This window comes from Streptomyces sp. NPDC006879, from assembly GCF_042869595.1.
Lineage (GTDB): Bacteria > Actinomycetota > Actinomycetes > Streptomycetales > Streptomycetaceae > Streptomyces.
This window is the reverse complement of record NZ_JBIAGC010000007.1, coordinates 117663-136412: the sequence shown is the minus strand read 5'-3', so window position 1 is coordinate 136412 and position 18750 is coordinate 117663. Positions and strand designations below refer to the sequence as shown.

Annotated in this window: 10 protein-coding genes; 4 read left to right on the top strand and 6 right to left on the bottom strand. The window is 67.4% G+C overall.

Annotation, left to right across the window (positions count from 1 at the left end):
• Positions 1–5: 5 nt before the first annotated feature.
• Together ACFYMC_RS08345 and trpS are read right to left on the bottom strand one after the other, a co-directional pair.
• Positions 6–587, bottom strand: coding sequence for a 2'-5' RNA ligase family protein (locus ACFYMC_RS08345; RefSeq protein ID WP_388520688.1), 582 nt, complete (start codon positions 585–587; stop codon positions 6–8).
• Positions 588–788: 201 nt separating this feature from the next.
• A complete protein-coding gene (trpS, locus tag ACFYMC_RS08340; protein ID WP_388520685.1) occupies positions 789–1799 on the bottom strand; it encodes a tryptophan--tRNA ligase in 1011 nt (336 codons plus the stop codon).
• A 242-nt stretch (positions 1800–2041) separates the two neighbouring features.
• On the opposite strand from trpS, the gene ACFYMC_RS08335 reads away from it, so the two are divergent.
• Positions 2042–2821, top strand: a complete 780-nt coding sequence (locus tag ACFYMC_RS08335) for an SDR family NAD(P)-dependent oxidoreductase (RefSeq protein WP_388520683.1) — start codon at positions 2042–2044, stop codon at positions 2819–2821.
• Positions 2822–2928: 107 nt separating this feature from the next.
• Here ACFYMC_RS08335 and ACFYMC_RS08330 read toward each other — a convergent pair whose 3' ends face one another.
• Complete coding sequence (locus tag ACFYMC_RS08330) at positions 2929–3693, bottom strand: SDR family oxidoreductase (RefSeq protein WP_388520680.1); 765 nt, start codon at positions 3691–3693, stop codon at positions 2929–2931.
• 383 nt (positions 3694–4076) lie between these two features.
• On the opposite strand from ACFYMC_RS08330, the gene ACFYMC_RS08325 reads away from it, so the two are divergent.
• Positions 4077–5078, top strand: coding sequence for an ISAs1 family transposase (locus tag ACFYMC_RS08325; RefSeq protein WP_388520677.1), 1002 nt, complete (start codon positions 4077–4079; stop codon positions 5076–5078).
• 135 nt (positions 5079–5213) lie between these two features.
• Here ACFYMC_RS08325 and ACFYMC_RS08320 read toward each other — a convergent pair whose 3' ends face one another.
• Together ACFYMC_RS08320 and ACFYMC_RS08315 are read right to left on the bottom strand one after the other, a co-directional pair.
• Complete coding sequence (locus ACFYMC_RS08320; protein WP_388520675.1) at positions 5214–5756, bottom strand: hypothetical protein; 543 nt, start codon at positions 5754–5756, stop codon at positions 5214–5216.
• 67 nt (positions 5757–5823) lie between these two features.
• Complete coding sequence (locus ACFYMC_RS08315; protein ID WP_388520672.1) at positions 5824–12234, bottom strand: RHS repeat domain-containing protein; 6411 nt, start codon at positions 12232–12234, stop codon at positions 5824–5826.
• 569 nt (positions 12235–12803) lie between these two features.
• On the opposite strand from ACFYMC_RS08315, the gene ACFYMC_RS08310 reads away from it, so the two are divergent.
• Positions 12804–15713 carry an FG-GAP-like repeat-containing protein gene (locus tag ACFYMC_RS08310; RefSeq protein WP_388520669.1) on the top strand — a complete coding sequence of 970 codons (2910 nt, stop codon included), beginning with the start codon at positions 12804–12806 and terminating at the stop codon, positions 15711–15713.
• A gap of 95 nt (positions 15714–15808) precedes the next feature.
• Here the strand turns inward: ACFYMC_RS08310 and glyA are convergent, their stop codons facing one another.
• Positions 15809–17074 (bottom strand): serine hydroxymethyltransferase, encoded by a 1266-nt coding sequence (gene glyA, locus ACFYMC_RS08305; RefSeq protein ID WP_388520666.1) that lies wholly within the window; start codon positions 17072–17074, stop codon positions 15809–15811.
• A gap of 429 nt (positions 17075–17503) precedes the next feature.
• Between glyA and rocD the strand changes: the two genes are divergently transcribed.
• The gene (gene rocD / locus ACFYMC_RS08300; RefSeq protein ID WP_388520663.1) at positions 17504–18745 is read left to right on the top strand and encodes an ornithine--oxo-acid transaminase; all 1242 of its coding nucleotides are present in this window, start codon (positions 17504–17506) and stop codon (positions 18743–18745) included.
• Positions 18746–18750: the final 5 nt, after the last annotated feature.

Here is an 18750-nt window from a genome sequence, read left to right as displayed (position 1 = left end):
GGCCTTCAGGAGCTCAGCGTCGGCGCGTCGAAATGACCGAGCTGGGCGGGCACCGCGGCGGGACCGGAACCGAACCGGTAGTCGCGCAGCTTGCGCCACACCCCGTCCGAACCCTGCTCGTAGAGCGCGAAACCCTCCGAGAGCCAGGCCGCGGAGAACTCCGCCAGTTCGTCGAAGGCCCGGTCCATCGCCTCCTCGGCGATCCCGTGGGCCACCGTCACATGCGGGTGGTACGGGAACGCCAGCTCGCGCTGGAGCGGCCCGTGCGGGTCCCGGATCTGCTGCTGGAGCACACCGCACGCGCCACCACCCTCGACGACCTGCACGAAGACCACCGGCGAGAGGGGACGGAAGGTCCCGGTGCCGGCCAGCCGCATCGCGAAGGGCCGACCGTTGGCGGCCACCTGGGTCAGGTGCGCCTCGATCCGCGGCAGGCACCCCTGCTCGGCCACCGTCGGGGGCACCAGGGTCACATGGGTCGGAATACCGTGCGCCGCGGCGTCCCCGAAGCCGGCGCGGGCCTCCTGGAGCAGGCGGCCGTAAGGCTCCGGGACCGCGATCGAAACGCCGAGCGTTACGGTCCCCACGTGTTCTCCTCAGTCGTGTGCGCTGATGTGCTCGCGTGCAGGTGGCGCGGGTCGGGGTCGGGGGTGGTGCTGCCGCCCAGTGTGAGGGCAGCACCCCCCTTCCGGCCAGAGCCCTATGCCGGGGCGAGAGTCACAGATCGTTCTCGACCCACCGGGTGCGGACGGCGGACGGTCCCCCACCCGGCCCCCCACCCAACCCGCTCAGTGTTTGGCGGGCAGCAGGCCGAGCCGGTCGTAGGCCTGGGCCAGCGTCTCCGCGGCGACAGCGCGGGCCTTCTCGGCACCCTTGGCCAAGATGGAGTCCAGCGTCTCGGGGTCGTCGAGGAATTCCTGGGTGCGCGAGCGGAAGGGTGTGACGAAGTCCACCATCGCGCCCGCGAGGTCGGTCTTCAGCGCCCCGTACCCCTTGCCCGCGTACCCTGCCTCCAGCTCGGCGACCGCAGTTCCGGTCAACACGGAGAGGATCGTCAGCAGATTGCTGACGCCGGGCTTCTGCGCAGGGTCGAACCGGATCTCGGTGTCGGTGTCGGTGACCGCACTCTTGATCTTCTTCTCGGTCACCTTGGGTTCGTCCAGGAGGTTGATCAGACCCTTGGGAGTCGAAGAGGACTTGCTCATCTTGGCCGAGGGGTCCTGAAGGTCGTAGATCTTCGCGACTTCCTTGACGATGTGCGGCGCCGGCACCGTGAACGTGTCGCCGAAGCGGGTGTTGAAGCGCTCGGCGAGATCACGGGTCAGCTCGATGTGCTGACGCTGGTCCTCGCCGACCGGAACGGCGTCGGCCTGGTACAGCAGGATGTCGGCGACCTGCAGGATCGGGTACGTGAAGAGGCCGACGGTGGCACGGTCCGCGCCTTGCTTGGCCGACTTGTCCTTGAACTGGGTCATCCGGCTCGCCTCGCCGAAACCCGTCAGGCAGTTCATCACCCAGCCGAGCTGCGCGTGCTCGGGTACGTGGCTCTGCACGAACAGCGTGCAGCGCTCCGGGGCCAGGCCGGCTGCGAGCAGCTGCGCGACGGACAGCCGGGTGCTGTCGCGCAGGGCTGTCGGGTCCTGGGGAACGGTGATCGCGTGCAGGTCGGCGACCATGTAGAAGGCGTCGTGGGACTCCTGCAGAGCGACGTACTGGCGGACGGCACCGAGGTAGTTCCCGAGGTGGAACGACCCCGAAGTGGGCTGGATACCGGAGAGCGCGCGAGGACGAGATGCCATGGGCCCATTCTCTCAGGTGCCCGAACCCCGCCCGTCCCGTGTCAAGGCCTCGCCACCCACCTCGTCGTACGGGCCACGCCCCGCACGAGCCGCCCACCCCTGCCCGAAAACCAACCAGCCGGTTCGTTTCGCGCGGCGTCCCCGGGCATGATCCAGCCGGCTGCCCAGCTCCCGCCGCGCAGCGGGCACGGCGGTACGAAACGGCGGCACACGCGATACGCACCATGGACGAGGAGCAGGACATGACAGCTCGACGGGGGACCCTCGCCGGGAAGACCATCATGATCACGGGAGCATCCAGCGGCATCGGCGCCGCCGCGGCACGACTGTTCGCCGCGGAGGGGGCGTCACTGGTGCTGATGGCCCGCCGCACCCACCTACTGGAGGAGCTGGCCGGCTCGATCCGGCAGACCGGCGGGCAGGTCACCGCCGTACCCGGAGACGTGACCTCACCCACGGACGTGGCCGGCGCCGTCACCGCGGCCCAGGAAACCTACGGCGCACTGCACGGGGCCTTCAACAACGCGGGCTGGACGAGCCTGCGCCAGCCACTGCACCTGATGGACGACGCGGACTACGACAAGATCATGGACGTCAACGTCCGCGGGGTGTGGAACTGCCTGCGCCACCAGATCCCGGCGATGCTGGAGACCCCCGGAGGCGGCGGCTCCATCGTCAACACCTCCAGCACGGCCGGCGTGGTCTCCCCCCGCGTCCCCCCGGCCCCCTACATCGCCGCCAAACACGCGGTGATCGGGCTGACCAAAGCCGCCGCGGAGGAGTACGGGCCGAACGGCATCCGGGTCAACGCCCTGATCGTCGGCGCCACCCGAACCGAACTGATGCAGAGCGGCTTCGACGCCTTCCCGGGCATGGAACAGGACCTCAAGGACCGCTCCATGCTGCCCCGGGTCGCAGAGCCGGTAGAGATCGCCCAGGCTGCGGCCTGGCTCTGCTCCGACGCCTCCTCCTTCGTCACCGGCGCGAGCGTGCCCGTGGACGGCGGGTTCACCTCGCTCTGAACCCCCTGGGGCTACTGAGGCTTGTGGATCTCCGCCAGCCCCCTCGCCTCCTTGTACACGCACACTTCGGGGCCCACCCTCACCGGGCGGGCCCCGAAGTCACCGCGTCAAAGTCCTGAACCACCGGACCCGTCGATCAGTTGGCCGGTCACCCACCGAGAGTCACCCGAGGCCAGGAAGGCCACCACATCGGCGATATCGGCCGGCTGCCCGATCCGACCGAAGGCCGACATCGACGCCAGCCGCGCCGCACCCTCCTCAGTGGTGCGCAGCTTGGCGTTCATGTCCGTCGCGATGAAACCGGGCGAGACCGCGTTGACGGTGATCCCACGCGGGCCAAGCTCCTTGGCCAGAGCCAGGGTCATGGTGTCCATCGCGCCCTTGCTCATCGAGTAGACGACGGACTCGGGGTAGGCCATCCGCGTCACGGCGGAGGAGATGTTCACCACCCGCCCACCCTCGCCCATCCGCCTCAGCGCCTCCTGCACGACGAGCACCAGGGACTTCACGTTCACCGCGCAGATCCGGTCGACCAACTCGGGCGTGACCTCGTCGATCCGCGCCGAACCGCTGGTAGCTGCGTTGTTGACGAGAACGTCCAGACGAGGCTCCAGACCCCGCAGACGAAGTTCCTCGTCGACCCCCCCGAACAACTCCGCCGCGTCGCCCGGCACTCCGAGCTCCGCCCGCACCGCGAAGGCCTCGCCGCCCTCGGCACGGACCTCGGCCACCACTTCCTCGGCGGCCTCCTTGCTGCTGCCGTAGTGCACACCGACCAGCGCCCCGTCCCGGCCGAGCCGCAACGCGATCCCCCGCCCGATCCCCCGGCTCCCCCCGGTGACCAACGCGACCCTGCCCGCCAGCGCCCCCATGTCCCGCTCCCCTCACGACAAACCAGGCGGCCCACACAGCTGCGCGGACCGCCTGAAGGGTACAAGTTCCGGAGCGGAGGGGGCGGCGGTGCAGGGGCGTTTCAATGTCCCGGTGATCACGTGAGTCCGCAGGCCGCGGCGGTACGAAGGGGGCAGGCCCGACCGTCACGAACGCAACGAAGCTCCGGTTGAACGGGGTGACCTTCCCAAGTCGCCCTGAACCGCCGGAGTTTCGATGTGCCGTCGGTCTGCCACCGTCTGCCTCGTGAAGTCGCCTGCTCTGGAGGGGGTGGCGGGACTCTCGCTGGTGGAGCGGCTGCGGATGCTGCCCGATCCGCGCCGACGGCGCGGTGTGCGTCACCCGTTCGTGGCGGTGCTGCTGGTTGCCGCCTCCGCGGTGCGCGGGCGCTCGCTCGTACACGGCGATCGGCCAGTGGTCCGCGACTGCTCCGCAGCGCGCCCTGGCCCGGCTGGGTGCCCGCGTGGTGGGCGTGCTGGGAGTGCGCGTCGCGCCGAGTGCCGCCACAATCCGACGGGTCATCGGCCTGGTTTGCCCCGGCGGCCTGGCCGGCCTGACCGGCGCTGATCCCGGCGGCGCGAAGTCGCTGGCCGTGGACGGCAAGACCGCCCACGGCTGCCGGCACGGCCGGACGCCCGCCGCCCACCTCCTGGCCGCGATGACCGGTGACGGCCGAACCGTCACCCAACTACGGGTTCCCGACAAGACCAACGAAATCACCTGCTTCACCGCGCTGCTGGCGCCCTACGACCTGACCGGGGTCACCGTCACAGCCGACGCCCTGCACACGCAACGCGGCCACGCGCGCTTCCTGGTGGAGGAGAAGAAGGCGCACTACCTGCTCGCGGTCAAGGCCAACCAGCCCGGTCTGCACCGACAGCTGCGGTCGCTGCCGTGGAGCGAGGTCACCGCACGACGCTACGACCGCGAGAGGGGTCACGGCCGCAAGGAGACCCGCGTGACCAGGGCCCTCACCGTCACCGGTCTCGGCCTGGACTTCCCCCACGCAGTCCAGGCCGTCCGCGTCCTGCGCCACCGCACCGACTTGAAGACCGGCAGGTGCAGCCGCCAGACCGTCTACGCGATCACGGACCTGACCTCGCACCAAGCCTCGCCCCAGCGGCTCGGTCAACTCGCCAGGTCACAGTGGACCATCGAGAACCGGCTCCACTTCGTCCGCGATACCACCTTCTGCGAGGACCACTCCAGGATCCGCACCGGCCACGGGCCCGAGAACATGGCGACCCTGCGCAACCTGACGATCAACACGCTCCGGCAGCACGGACACCGCAACATCGCCGCCAGCCTCCGCCACGCCTCCTACGACCCCGTCAACCGGCCGCTGGACCTGCTGAACATCCCCTGACCAGTCCGTCCACGCGACCAGCGAGACTTTGAAACACCCCTGCGGGGCCGGCCCAGAGGGGCTACGCATTGTTGCTTCGAGCACCCGGGTTAGATTCTCTTTTGACAGCCCTTAGGGAAGTTCCGGGGGCTCGAATCACGACCCGGACATTTCAAGCACAACTGCCCATATCCCGAAGATCAACGCGAGCACCAAGAATGCGTCTCCCAGCCAGGACCTGCTGATCTTCTTCTTGACCGGCTCAGCTTGGGTCTTTTTTCGCGACTTCCTCACCTGAGCCTTGACGCTTTCAGCAGCCCTTGCCGATGCACCCAAGAAATGATCAACGACGGACCCGCCAAAACCTCCAGCATGGATCCGCTCGCCGTACATCCCTTCGACAATCAAGGTACCGCCAGAATTAACCCCCACAGAGGAAATCGAGTCATAGGTCAAATGGTATGTGAATATCGCATTCACAACCCTCAACTCGGATCCTCCAAGGATAACTCTTGAAATCAGAATTCTCCGCATTACTGCAATCCCCACAAAGGGCGGGGCAATTGCAATCAGGAGGCCTGAATTGACATCCTCCATCAAAAGACCAAGCACAGCGAGGGTGGGCAAGAGAGGGAGGAGCGGGAGCAGCCAGGAAAGGATAGCAAACGAACGCTTACGGAGGACTGTATCCACACTCACGATTCAATCATCCCGTTTCTATTCAATCTTGAAACCGACCATTCCCGCACGCCAACCTACCGCCTCCCTAGCAAGCACTAGGCCCACTGAAGGTGACTGGAAGCGCCCCAAGGCTCGCATTCCCGGAACCGCAGAATGCCACATTAAACACAGAATTCACCGTCACGTTAGCATACGTGGACCTCACATCGATAGCCCCTTGAGGGTCATCAACAAGCACGCGAGACTTACGACCACCTCCGGGCCCTTTAACTCCAGGGACCTTGGTCCTATAGGACTTCGAGTACCTCACTATCGGCTTCTCAAAGAAAGCATTACGCCAGCTGCTCGACCCACCAGCCGCTCGACCAAACGCAGCTGCCGAAGCCCCTCCAACCGCGACCCAGGCAAGCTCCTTCGCAAGTGCTTTACCCGCCTCCTTTGAACTTCCCCCCAGCGCCACCTCACCAATGAACTTCGCGAGCGCGATACCGGCACCGACTGCCATGCACAGACCCGCAGACATGACAAGGCATGCCCCGAATCCAACAATGGATGAAACCGTCTTAATGGTGTCCCAGTTGCGGCTCACCCATGCAGTCGCCCCTGACAATGCGCTTTGCAGTCGTCCAGTAAAGGAGTTCTTCCGGCTTTGCTCCTCAGCAGCCTTACGCTCGGCTTCCCGATCCGCGTTGATGTCGGCCATGGAGCGCCCCTGGTTGCCGACGCTGGTGCTAGTGCAGCTGGGATCCTTGGAGCACTGGCGCTGGTACTTCCGCTGACGCTTCACGTAGCCCGGGGCGGTGTCCCCGCCGCGCTTGGCGGTCTCGTACTCGTAGTTCCTGCCGTAGTCGACCTCCTTGATGTCAGCGGTGCCGCCGGGACCGTACGTGCAGTTGTACTGACCGCTCCAGCATTCCATGTAGGCCTCGCCCGAGGGGTCGGCGAAGGTAGCGGCGTTGTTGTTGCCGTAGACATACGGGTTGAGCTGGCTCGGATCGTCGGTTATCAGGAGTGGGTCGACCGAGAGGAAGCGGCCGAGGGAGGAGTCGTACTCGCGGGCGCCCAGGTGGGTCAGACCCGTCGGGTCGGTGGTGCCGCCGACGAATCCGCGGCTTCCCGGCCAACTGGTGCCCGCGCTGGCGCGCTGGCTTCCGAAAGGGTACTGCTTGCGGCGCAGCACGCCTTGGCCCGCCGCCCAACCGATGGCGATCATCGCGGAACCCTGCTGGTCACCGAAGAGCAGCGTGATCTTCTTCGGGGTGCGCACCGCGACGGTCTCGCCCTCGTGCTGGTAGTAGCGGGTCCCCGTCTTGGTCCCCGATGCGGAGACGCTCAGCTCGTTGCCGTTGGGGAGGTAGGCGGTGGTGGTGCCGTCCGCGTCGTGGGCCAGGATGCGGTTGCCGCCGGAATCGTAGTCGTACGAGGTCCTCTTGCCGCTCTGGGTGACGGAGGCGAGGTTGCCCTCCGCGTCCCAGGTCAGCTTCTGGTCGCGCTCGCCGCCTTTGCGTTCGGTGGTGTTGCCGGCCGCGTCGTAGCTGAAAGTCTCCTTGGTGCCGTCTGCCGGTCCACCCGTGGTGACCATCGACCGAAGGGCGTGCGGTGCAGCCTCGGAGGTCTTGCCCGTGGTGGCGGTGCGCGTGATGGTCGGGAGGCCGGAGCTGGTTCCGTGCTCGACCAGCTTGGAGCGGTTACCCGCCAGGTCGTACGCGTACTCCTGCCAGTACGGGTCCATCCCGCCGACGTTCGAGGTGGTCGGGGAGGTGGAGCAGCTCTGGGTGGCGGACTTGGTGGTCCATGCCTGCGTCAGTCGGCGCAGCGAGTCGGTACGGAAGCACTGCCGGTCGGTTCGGGCGGCGGTGCCTTCGCCCGAGGTGCTGGAGATGCGAGTGACGTTGCCTGCGAGGTCGTAGCTGTAGGTGGTGTCCTCGACCCGGCGGAGTTCGTCCCCGTCGAGGGTGTTGCGGGTGAGGGCGCCGGTGTGCTCGTCGTAGTCCTGGGTGCGGTAGACCTTACGGCCGAAGGCTCCGTACTCGGTGCGCACGGGCTTTCCGAACACGTCCCGGTTGACCGCGCTGACGAGCACCGCGCCGCCGGCGACGGTCTTCGTCGGAAGGTTGCCCTCGCCGAGGACGGTGGTGACGTACTCGGCGGGCAGGTTGGCGATCGCGGGATGCTGGACCCATTCCTGGGTGCCGTTGTACTTGTTGTAGCCGTACTCCCAGGTGTAGGTGCCCGCCACCGACCCGGCGCCCGAGGGCAGGGTCACCGTGGAGGAGACCGGCTGGTTCCGCTCGGTGTAACCGTTGATCCTGGTGGTGTACGCCTGGCCGTTCACGTAACGGGTGTCCGTGCTGGCCAGGCCCTTGGCCACGGTGTCGTAGGTCCACTTCGCGCGCAGCGTGGAGCCCTGCTTGAGCTCGACGTTCCGTCCGAGGGCGTCGTAGACGGTGGTGAGCTTGGTGCCACGGGCGTCAGTGGCGGTCACCGGCCGGTCCGCGATGTCGTAAGTGGTGGTGCTGCGCCCCTTGTCCGGGTCGTTGGTGGCGGTCTGGCGGCCCCGGGCGTCATGCTCCCAGGTCCAGGAGATCCCGGCCGGGTCGGTCAGCTCGGCAAGGTGGCCACGCGGGTCATAGCCGTATTTCGTGGTCTGGTAGGCGCTGCGCGCCGGATCGGTGTAGGTGCGCCGCTCGGTCTTGCGGCCGAGGGCGTCGGTGATCGTGGTGATCGCGGTGCCGCCCTTGGGCGGAATCACGGTGGTGCGGTCCCCGCCGTACTGGGTGAGTGTGCGCATGGTTTCGTCGCCGTACTTGCGAGCGATCGCGGCGACTGGCCGGGCCGCCCCGTCGAACCTCGTCTCGACCGCCGCCGGAACCTTGTGGTCGACCCCGGTGTAAAGGGTCGTCGAGGGCTTGCCGTCAGCGAAGTAGGGACTGTACGTCTTCCAGGCCAGGCCCCGCGTGTCGTACTGGGTCTCGGTCACTACCCTTCCGTTGCTCACACCGATGGCCGGAGCCTGTGTCTCACGCGGTCGGAGCAGTCCGTCGTAGAAGGTGTAGGAGGTCAGGTACGAACCGTCGTGCTGGAGCTGCTTGGCCGTGACGACGTTGGGTTCGCTCTTGGATATCCGGTAGTCGTACTCGGCGGAGGGTAGCTTGGGGTAGTCCGCCTTGGGCCAGCCGGCGGCCCAGACCTTGGTGACCCGACCGAGGGCGTCGTACTGGATGTCCGCTCGGTTGCCGTTGGCGTCGAGGGCCGTGGTGGTCACGCCGCGGCGGGAATCGGTGACGGCGGTGCTGGCGTGGCCGAGCGCGTTGGTGGTGACGGTCTTCTCGGGAGCCTGACCGGTCGCCGGTGTGTAGGCGACGGTGGTCTTGGCTCCCGCGGCGTCGGTGGCGGAGGTCTGCCTGCCGTACGCGTCGTAGGTGGCCCGGCTGACCGTCTGGTAGCCGGTGCCCGCGCCGTCGTTCTCGGTGCGCAGGGTGATATCGCCCTTGGTCGGGGCGGCGCCCAGGTGGGTGGAGCCGTCGTAGTAGGAGCGTTTGGTGCCGATCAGGTCGGCGGGCAGACTCGGGGTGGTGCCACATGCCTTGGCCACAGTGCGGACCTGAGCAACGGCGTTGAGCAGGTTGGTGTCGGTGTTGCGGGCGTACGTGGTGGTGGTGCACCGCTCGTCGCCGGACTTCGCGGTGTCCCCGGTGTCGGAGCTGGTGCTCAGCATCCCGTGGGAGTCAAAGGTGCGCTCCGTCCGGGTCCGGCGGAGCTTGCCGCCGGTGACGGCGGTCCGGGTCTCGTCCTTGGCGGTCCCGACACGGTAGGCGTGGATGGCCGGGAGCTTGTCCGCGGTGCGCGCACGGGAGGCAGTGGGGGTCGAGGCCCACGGGGTGTAGCTGGTCGCGGAGATCAGATCGCCGCCGACCCCGTTGTAGGTGGCGGTTTCCCGGGGCATGCCCGCGAACGCCTCGTGGTCACTGACCTTGGCACCCTCGCCGTCGGCGACCTGCGCGCCGGCGATGCCGCGGAAGTACCGGGTCTCAGTGAGCGTCTGGGTGCCCTGCGCGGGGTCACCCGTCTTGGCCTGGACCAGTGCGTAGCCGCGGCGGTCACCCCAGGTGCGCTGGTCGGCGGGGGTGAACTCGTCGTCGCTCTTGGCCCAGTCAAGGTCGGTGTAGGTGTAGTCGGTGCGCTTGGTCAGGGCGCCGGAGGTGTTGTCCGACTCAAGGACCTGGGTGACGACATAGGAATGGAACCAGTCCAGGTACGGCTTGTAGTCCGCGGCGGGCGCGTCCGGCGGCGACCACATCACAGGGAAACAGCGCTTGCCGTTCGACGCGGGCGGGGACACGTTCGCCGCCGTGCAGCCGGGCCCGGAGTAGGTCACACCCAGAGTGGATCCAGTCTCGTTCTTGATGGCGTAGACACGGTAGCGGTTGTAGTGCGGCAACGGGTCGGGCTGCCCGTCACGGGTGGTGGCGTTCTCCACCCGGTTGGGCATCTGCGTGCCGTACATCACCACTTCGGGCAGAGTGATGGGGCTGCCGGAGGTGTGACCGGTACGCTTGATGCCCTTCAACCACATGGACGGGTCGGTTCCGTCACCGGTCAGCGGAAGGGTCTGGCGCAGTTCCCAGGAGTCGACCTTCTTGAAGCTGCTGCCGTCGAGCGCCCAGGTCGTGATGCCCGTGAGTCTCTTGCGCGTGAAGTAGGAGGGCGAGGAGTTGCCCTCGCAGGCGCTGCCCGAGGTGCAGTACTGGTCGAAGGGCACGTCGGGCCAGTACTTCGCGTTGGCTTCGGTGAACTTGGCGGAGGCACAGTCGAAGGTCGATGTCGGCAGGCAGCGCTCGGAGACCGTGAACTCCACCTTCGCTGCGGGCTCGTCGGCGTACATGCGGTCGGACCGCAGGCCGTACTCGATGCGCTTGAGGTAGCTTCCGCGGGTGTAGGCGCTCATCGTCCCCTTGAACGTGTCGGAGTCGATGTTGCGCTGGTAGTAGTTGCCTTCCTTCGCCCAGTAGTAGGCCATGGCGTTGCTGTGCGGGTCGACCACGTAGTCCAGGTTCCAGCGCCATCCCTGCTGGCACCAGGAGTCCTTGAAGGCGGTGGCGTGGCAGGGCTCCCCCGGGTGGTTGCCGTAGACCGGCACCGTCATCGTGGAGTTGGTGACTTCCTTGCCCGAGGACCAGCCGGGTAGCCGGTTGTAGCCGAAGTAGTAGCGGGTTCCGTCTGGAGCCGTCACCCGCCAGTACTCGCCGTCCGCGTCGCCGTTGCGCCGGTTGCTGCTCTTGAGCAGGTCGACGCGGGTGCCGTCGTCCTGCTTCTTGTGCCAGCTTCCGGTGGCGTCGTCCTTCACGAGTTCGCCGGCTGCTCCGCCGAGCGACAGGGTGGCGTTGTCCTTCTTCCAACATTGGTCGCCGACCTTGTGGGACGGGTTGTTGCCGTCCTTCTTGTCAGTCTCGCAGGGCACGTACCGGCGCTCGATGAAGCCGGGCGAGAGCGACCAACCGTCACCGACCCAGTTGGACTGGTTGTTGGTCGCAGCGGTTCGCCCATCCACGGCCTGGGAGGCGTATGACAGGCCCACGGTCGGTTTGAGGCCGCCGGGCACCGCCGGCGTGTCGATGTCGTAGGTCCATGAGAACCCGCCGGAGGAGCCGCCGGCGCCCCAGGAGGCCGAGGGGGAGAGTGGCGTAGCCGCGTAGTCGCCGGTGGGGCCCGAGGAGGAAGCGGTCACGGCGAACAGTGCGACGTTCGCCGTGGCCATCGTTCCGCTGGCCGAGCGGAGCATCGCAGGCGCCTGCCGGACGGGTTCTCCGGCCGCAGCCGGGGACTGCGGCACCACGTCGGTGTCGACCTCGGCCGCGAGCGTGGCCTTCTCCAGGTCGTTGCGGGTGTCGACAACCTTGCCCGGGACACAGCCGCGCTCCCCCGGCGTCGTCAGCACGCATGCCGGCATCTCGCGCAGGGTCAGGCGGGACGCCCAGTCTCCGCCGTACATGCCGGCGAACCCGGAGTAGTCGATCTTGAGGTCGAGGCGGCCCTTGCCGGGACGGTCGCCGTGCCCTTGCACGGCCATGAGCACGCCGTCGATCCCGGCGGCCTTGGCCGCCCGGCGGTCGAGGACCTGGACCTGGACCTGGGCCTGGTCAGTGGTGGCGCCGCGTCCTCTGGGGTGCTTGCCCTTCGGGACCGTGACCGAGAGGGGCAGGGAGCCTGCTTTGGCGACCCGTGTCCGCTTACCCGCGGGCGTGACGTCGGCGACTACGGACCCGCCCTGGGGCCAGTGCGACTTGGTGTCGGGCCGCCAATTCCGTTTGGCGGTCTCATCGGCTTTTTCGAGTGCCTTCGGGCTCACTCGTGCAGAGGGGACGGGCTCCGGTCGGGTGAGCTTTCTGAGTTCCAGTTCGGCCGCGGCGGCGATGGGGCCACCCAGCAGCCCGGCTATCAGATAGCCGGCCAGGGACAGTGCGATGACGCGAAAACGCCAACCGATACCTGCCACTGGACGGCGGAAAGCCCGAGGCCCCGCTCCAGACACGTTTCCCCCACAGGAATTGCATAAGAATTTATTTCGCGCACCCTAACACCCCGGTCTTCAGTGTTTGCAGAAGGGGGGTTTACTCCCGGAGATGCCCGGCCTCAGAAAGTACACGAAAACGACAGGAGAATCCTCCATATCGGTATATATGGCCCTTAATCCACCGAAGAGGGTAGACCTTGATTGCATTGACGAAGGTAAATTGCCGCACCGCGCATCGCTCACACGGCGAGAATTCCGGGCCGATAAGCTGCACCGCAGGCAACATGATGAATTGGGGGGGATCAACCATGGGGGATCCACAAAGAAGACCCGCTCAGGGGCGCCGGGTCCGAATAGGAACGGCAGTGGCCGCGATCGTGGCCCTCACGGCGCCGGTCGCCGTCGCCGCGCCGCCCACGAACCCGGAGGAAAAATCCGAAATCGTAAGCGCCGCAAACCAGCTCAGCAAGACTGAGTCCGCAGCCGTCGCCCAGGCGGAGGAATCTGGAATTCCGGTTGAAGTGTTGTCCCAACGCACGGAAAAATCACAGGTGTTCGCGCACCCTTCCGGCTCGTTTACCCGCGACACGTACGTCGTGCCGCAGTGGGTCCGGAAGGACAACAAGCTGGTCGACATCGATCCCACACTAACGACCGACGGGGGCCGTCTGGTCACGAAGGCGACCGAGGTTGGTCTGAGCTTCTCCGGAGGCGGTCGCGGTCCACTGGTGACCATCGCCCGGGATGGTCGGAGCGTGTCCTGGTCCTGGCCGGACCAGCTGCCCAAACCCAGGGTCGAGGGGAACGAGGTCACGTACCCGGATGTGCTGCCCGGCGTGGACCTGCGGATGCGTGCGGGCGCCAGCGGATTCGGTCAGCTCCTGGTCGTCAAGAGCGCCGAGGCGGCGGCCAACCCGACGTTGAAGAACATCGTCTTCGACTTCGAAGCCAAGGGCCTGAAGGTCTCGACGGACGAGCACGGCAACATGCGGGCCGTGAACCCCGCCGACCAGGAGGTGTTCACCGCCTCTCCGCCCCGGATGTGGGACAGCTCCGCTTCGAAGGGTCCTGCGTCGACCGAGACGCAGACCAAGCCCACGGCCCGCTTCGCGGCCTTCGCCGCGAACAAAGCTGAGCCTGCAGCGTCCGCGGAGGACGAGTTCGAGGGGGGTGACGGAGCCCGTGAGGCCGAGATGGATGTCGAGGTCTCCGAAGACAGCCTGGTCCTCACCCCGGACCAGGACATCCTCACGGGACCAAAGACCACCTACCCGGTCTACCTCGACCCGTCGGTAGCCGGTTCACGCGAGGCCTGGACCATCGCCTACAAGAAGTACCCGAACAGCAGTTACTACAACGGCAAGAGCTGGCACAACTCCGATGGCTCCGTCGGAACCTCCCTGGCCCGCATCGGCTACGAGAACATGACCAACGGCACCGGGCGCTCGTTCTTCCGGATGGACACGGACAAGCTCTGGAGCACCAACAAGGTCATCTCCAAGTCGACCTTCCGCATCAAGAACAGCTGGTCCTGGTCGTGCAACGGCCGCACCTCCGAGGTGTGGCTGACTTCGAAGATCAGCTCATCCACCACGTGGAACAACCAGCCCACCTGGCACCGCAAGCTTGCCCAGTCCGGCAGCAGCAAGGGCTACAACTCCTCGTGCCCGGCAGGGAACCTTGCCTATGACGTCACCTCCGCTACCAAGGAGGCGGCGGCGGGCAAGTGGCATGACATCACCCTCGGCATGAGGGCGTCCAACGAGAGCGACGTCTACGGCTGGAAGAAGTTCGACATCAAGTCGGCCGTTCTGACCACCGACTACAACACCGTGCCCAACGTGCCGAAGGGCATGTACACCTCCCCGGGCAGTGGAGACGACTGCGGTGTGGCCAAGCCGTACGGCCTGATCGGCAACAGTGACGTCACCCTCGCGGCCAGGGTCTACGACCGGGACGGCGGCACCGTCAAAGCCCACTTCATCCTCTGGCCCTCCGTCCAGGGAGGCGTCGGGAACACCGTGGATGTCAAGGTCTCCGCGACCTCCGGCACGGTCGCCAAACACAGGATCAGCCGTTCTACCTTGAAGGGCCTGCTGTCCAAGGTCGGGGTGCAGGGCGCGGGCGAGTTCACGTGGCGGGTGAGCACAGAGGACGGCAGCCTGACCAGCCCGTGGACCGAGCGCTGTCACTTCGTGTATGACGCGACGCGGCCCAGCAACCCGCCGGGGGTCAGTTCCGAGCAGTTCCCCGACGGGAGCGACGGCTGGCCGGTGATCACCGGAAGGGCACGGAGCAAGGGCGACTTCAAGTTCACCAGCGGCGGCGTGTCCGACGTCGCCAAGTACGAGTACTGGACGGACTGGGAGAGCGGTCGACGCACCAAATCGCCCAGTAGCGCGGGAGGTTCCGTGACCGTCTCGCTCACCCCCACCAGTGCCGGTCCCGGCAAGGTCTATGTGAAGAGTTACGACAAGGCGGGGAACTCCTCCGACACCGCCGTCTACCTCTTCTACGCCAACGGCCTGAAGGCCAAGGACAAGCCGGGTGACATCAACGGCGACGGCAACGCCGACCTGTGGGCGGTAGACAAAGACGGGACCCTGCGCCGCTTCTACGGAGCCGGGGACGGCACGCTAACCGAGGCGACCTCCAAGGCTAGCGACTACAAGTTCGGCGGCGTGCCGATCACGCACCGCGACGACTGGAACAACGACGGGTACACCGACCTGGTGGCCCTGCGACACGACTCCGGGTCGAACGAGGAGCGGCTATGGATGTACCCCAACAGCGGCTGGGGATACGCCTGCACGAACTGCTCGCAAATGGACCGTGAGGAACTGACGGTCCGCAAGCAAGCCAACAACCACTGGAAGAACGGGGTCAAGCAGATCCTCGCCGTGGGAGATGTGGACGGCCCGCTCGACGTAGATGGCGACGGGGCCTTCGACACCGAAGGCTATCCCGACCTCCTGGTCAACGACGGCACCTACATCTGGCTCTACTACGGCGACGAGGACTACTACCTCGACGGTCGTGAGCCGGTGCTGCTCGCGGGCCCCGACGACCCCATCTCCTCCGGCAGCTCCCGGATCAAGGACGTGACCCTGGGCGCCCCCGGCGACTGGAACGGGGACGGGGACGCCGACCTGTTGGTGCGCTACGACCGCACCGATATCGGCGGCGCCATCTGGGTGTTCGACGGCTCCCGGGACCCCGTGGACGGAGGCCTTGACATCAGCCTGGACCACCGCACCAAGGTGGGCCCGGACGACTGGAACGTCGACGAGGTCCCGCAGTTCGTGGCGGCACCCGACGCCAACAACAACGGCCGCTTCGATCTGTGGCTGACCACGAAGGGATCGGGGCGGATCCGATTCTCCGCGGACTACACCAGGAGCGGTGAGACAAGGCGGACCACGGCCTCCGACGCCTTCGCCGGGTTCGAGACGATCGGCTGACCTCCAGGTGCTCCCATACCCGCCGGGCGGCCGGCACTCCTCGGGTGTCGGCCGGCCGCCCGGCGGGCTTCCGCGGTGCGGGCGGATGGCAGAGGTCAGGACAGCGGCAGGCCCGGGGCGGGGTGGGCGGCCATCTGGGCGCGGACTTCGGCGCGGACGATACCCAGGGCCTGCTCGTCGGCGGTACGGGCCGCCCGCACGGCACGGTCGATCCACTCGGCGACCTGCGGCATGTGGCCGGGAGTGAGACCGCGGGAGGTCAGCGACGGAGTACCGATGCGGATGCCAGAAGGATCGAAGGGCCTACGCGGGTCGAAGGGCACCGTGTTGTAGTTCACCACGAGGCCGGCGCGGTCCAGGGCCTTGGCGGCGACCTTGCCGGGCAGGCCCTGCGCGGTGAGGTCGACCAGCAGCAGATGGTTGTCCGTGCCTCCGGAGACCAGATCGAAGTCACGCTCCAGCAGGGCCTCGGCGAGGGCCTTGGCGTTGGCGACGACGGCGTGCGCGTAACTGCGGAAGGACGGCTGCGCCGCTTCATGCAGGGCTACCGCGATGCCGGCGGTGGTGTGGTTGTGCGGGCCGCCCTGGAGTCCGGGGAAGACCGCCTTGTCGACGGCCTTGGCGTGCTCCTGGCGGCACATCAGCATGGCGCCGCGCGGTCCCCGCAGGGTCTTGTGGGTCGTGGTGGTGACGACGTCCACGTGCGGCACGGGCGAGGGGTGTGCGCCGCCGGCGACCAGGCCGGCGATGTGGGCGATGTCCGCCACCAGGACCGATCCGGCCTCCCGCGCGATCTGCGAGAAGGCCGCGAAGTCGATGGTGCGGGGCAGCGCCGTCCCCCCGCAGAAGATCAACTTGGGTCGCTCCTTGAGGGCGAGATCACGTACCTCGTCATAGTCGATCAGCCCGGTGTCGGCCCGGACGCCGTACTGCACGCCACGGAACCAGCTACCGGTGGCCGACACTCCCCAGCCGTGTGTGAGGTGCCCGCCCATCGGCAGCGCCATGCCCATCACGGTGTCCCCGGGTTGGGCGAAGGCCAGGTAGACCGCGAGGTTCGCGGGTGAGCCCGAGTAGGGCTGGACGTTGACGTGGTCGGCGCCGAAGACCGCGCGGGCGCGTTCCACCGCCAGGGTCTCCACCTGGTCGATGATCTGCTGGCCCTCGTAGTAGCGGCGACCGGGATAGCCCTCGCTGTACTTGTTCTGCAGGACGGTGCCGGTGGCCTCCAGCACGGCGGCCGAGACGTAGTTCTCGCTGGGTATCAGCCGCAGGGTCTCGGACTGGAGCCCTTCCTCGGCTGCCACGAGGGTCGCGAGCTGCGGGTCGGCGGCGAGTAGGGCGGGATGGCGCGCGGTCATGGCGGGTGGCCTCCGGGGTCGATGTGGGTTCGTCCCCGCGGTGGCCCAGGCGAGCGGCTCTCTCCTGCGGTGCTGCGCGCGCGGCTCCCCCGGAGTTCGTTCTCCGTACGCCAGTCGCCGTGCGTACGCACACCCTAAGGGCTGTCCCGTAATTCCCGGTGGATCAGCGCACGGCGTCAGATGCGGTGCATCGCAAGGCGGAGGGGCGTCCCCATACTGGGCGTATTCGGGCGTTCCGGCAACGCAGCGAGGTGCCGTAGCTGTCGCCGTGCGCCCGCCGGGGATTACGGGACAGCCCTTAGCGAACCGCTCAGTTCGGCGCGTCGCCGTCTTATGTTTCCTACGCCCCTGGGCGAGCGACGATAGAAAGAGGCACCATCCTCGCCAGCCCCATGCGGGAACCCACGCCGCAAGACGAACGGAGACCCCGTGTCGACCACAGCCGATGCCACCACCCCAGGAGCCCCTTCGGCCACCGGGGCCACGATCAGCTCCGCCGAGGCACACAGCGCGCACAACTACCACCCGCTGCCGGTGGTCGTCGCCACGGCGGACGGCGCCTGGATGACGGACGTCGAGGGGCGTCGTTTCCTCGACCTGCTCGCCGGCTACTCGGCGCTCAACTTCGGCCACAACAACCGTCGGTTGATCGAGGCGGCCAAGGCCCAGCTGGACCGGGTCACCCTGACCTCGCGGGCCTTCCACCACGACCGGTTCGCTGATTTCTGCACCCAGCTCGCCGAGTTGTGCGACAAGGACATGGTGCTGCCGATGAACACCGGCGCGGAGGCGGTCGAAACGGCCGTGAAGACCGCCCGCAAATGGGGCTACGAGGTCAAGGGCGTACCCGACGGCCATGCCAAGATCGTGGTTGCGGCGAACAACTTCCACGGCCGCACCACAACGATCGTGAGCTTCTCCACGGACCACGAGGCGAGGGCCCACTACGGTCCGTACACGCCCGGCTTCGAGATCGTCCCGTACGGTGACCTGACCGCGATGGAAGCGGCGGTCACAGAGAACACCGTGGCGGTGCTGATCGAGCCGATCCAGGGGGAGGCGGGCGTACTGGTGCCGCCGCCCGGGTACCTGTCCGGGCTGCGGGAGCTGACACGGCAGCGGAACGTCCTGTTCATCGCTGATGAGATCCAGTCCGGTCTCGGTCGGACCGGTCGGACCTTCGCACTGGAGCACGAGGGCGTGGTGCCCGACATGTATGTGCTGGGCAAGGCGCTGGGCGGAGGCGTCGTCCCGGTCTCGGCGGTCGTGGCGAACCAGGACGTGTTGGGTGTGTTCCGCCCCGGCGAGCACGGTTCGACCTTCGGCGGGAACCCGCTGGCCTGCGCGGTGGGCCTGGAGGTGCTGGCGCTGTTGCGCACCGGTGAGTACCAGGCGCGGGCCGCCGAACTCGGCGAGCACCTGCACCGGGAGCTCCACCTGCTGGCCGGCCGCGGCTCGGTGACCGCGGTGCGCGGGCGCGGTCTGTGGGCCGGGGTGGACATCGCCCCCGGGCACGGAACGGGGCGTGAGGTCTCCGAACGGTTGATGGAAAGGGGGGTGCTGGTGAAGGACACCCATGGGCAGACGATCCGGATCGCCCCGCCGTTGGTGATCTCCAAGGAGGACCTCGACTGGGGGCTGGACCAACTGCGCTCGGCGCTAGCGGACTGAGTTCT

Excerpts from the sequence above, each read along its gene's own strand:
- trpS (WP_388520685.1), bottom strand. The coding sequence starts at position 1,799 with ATGGCATCTCGTCCTCGCGCGCTCTCCGGTATCCAGCCCACTTCGGGG.
- ACFYMC_RS08335 (WP_388520683.1), top strand. The coding sequence starts at position 2,042 with ATGACAGCTCGACGGGGGACCCTCGCCGGGAAGACCATCATGATCACG.
- ACFYMC_RS08330 (WP_388520680.1), bottom strand. The coding sequence starts at position 3,693 with ATGGGGGCGCTGGCGGGCAGGGTCGCGTTGGTCACCGGGGGGAGCCGG.
- glyA (WP_388520666.1), bottom strand. The coding sequence starts at position 17,074 with ATGACCGCGCGCCATCCCGCCCTACTCGCCGCCGACCCGCAGCTCGCG.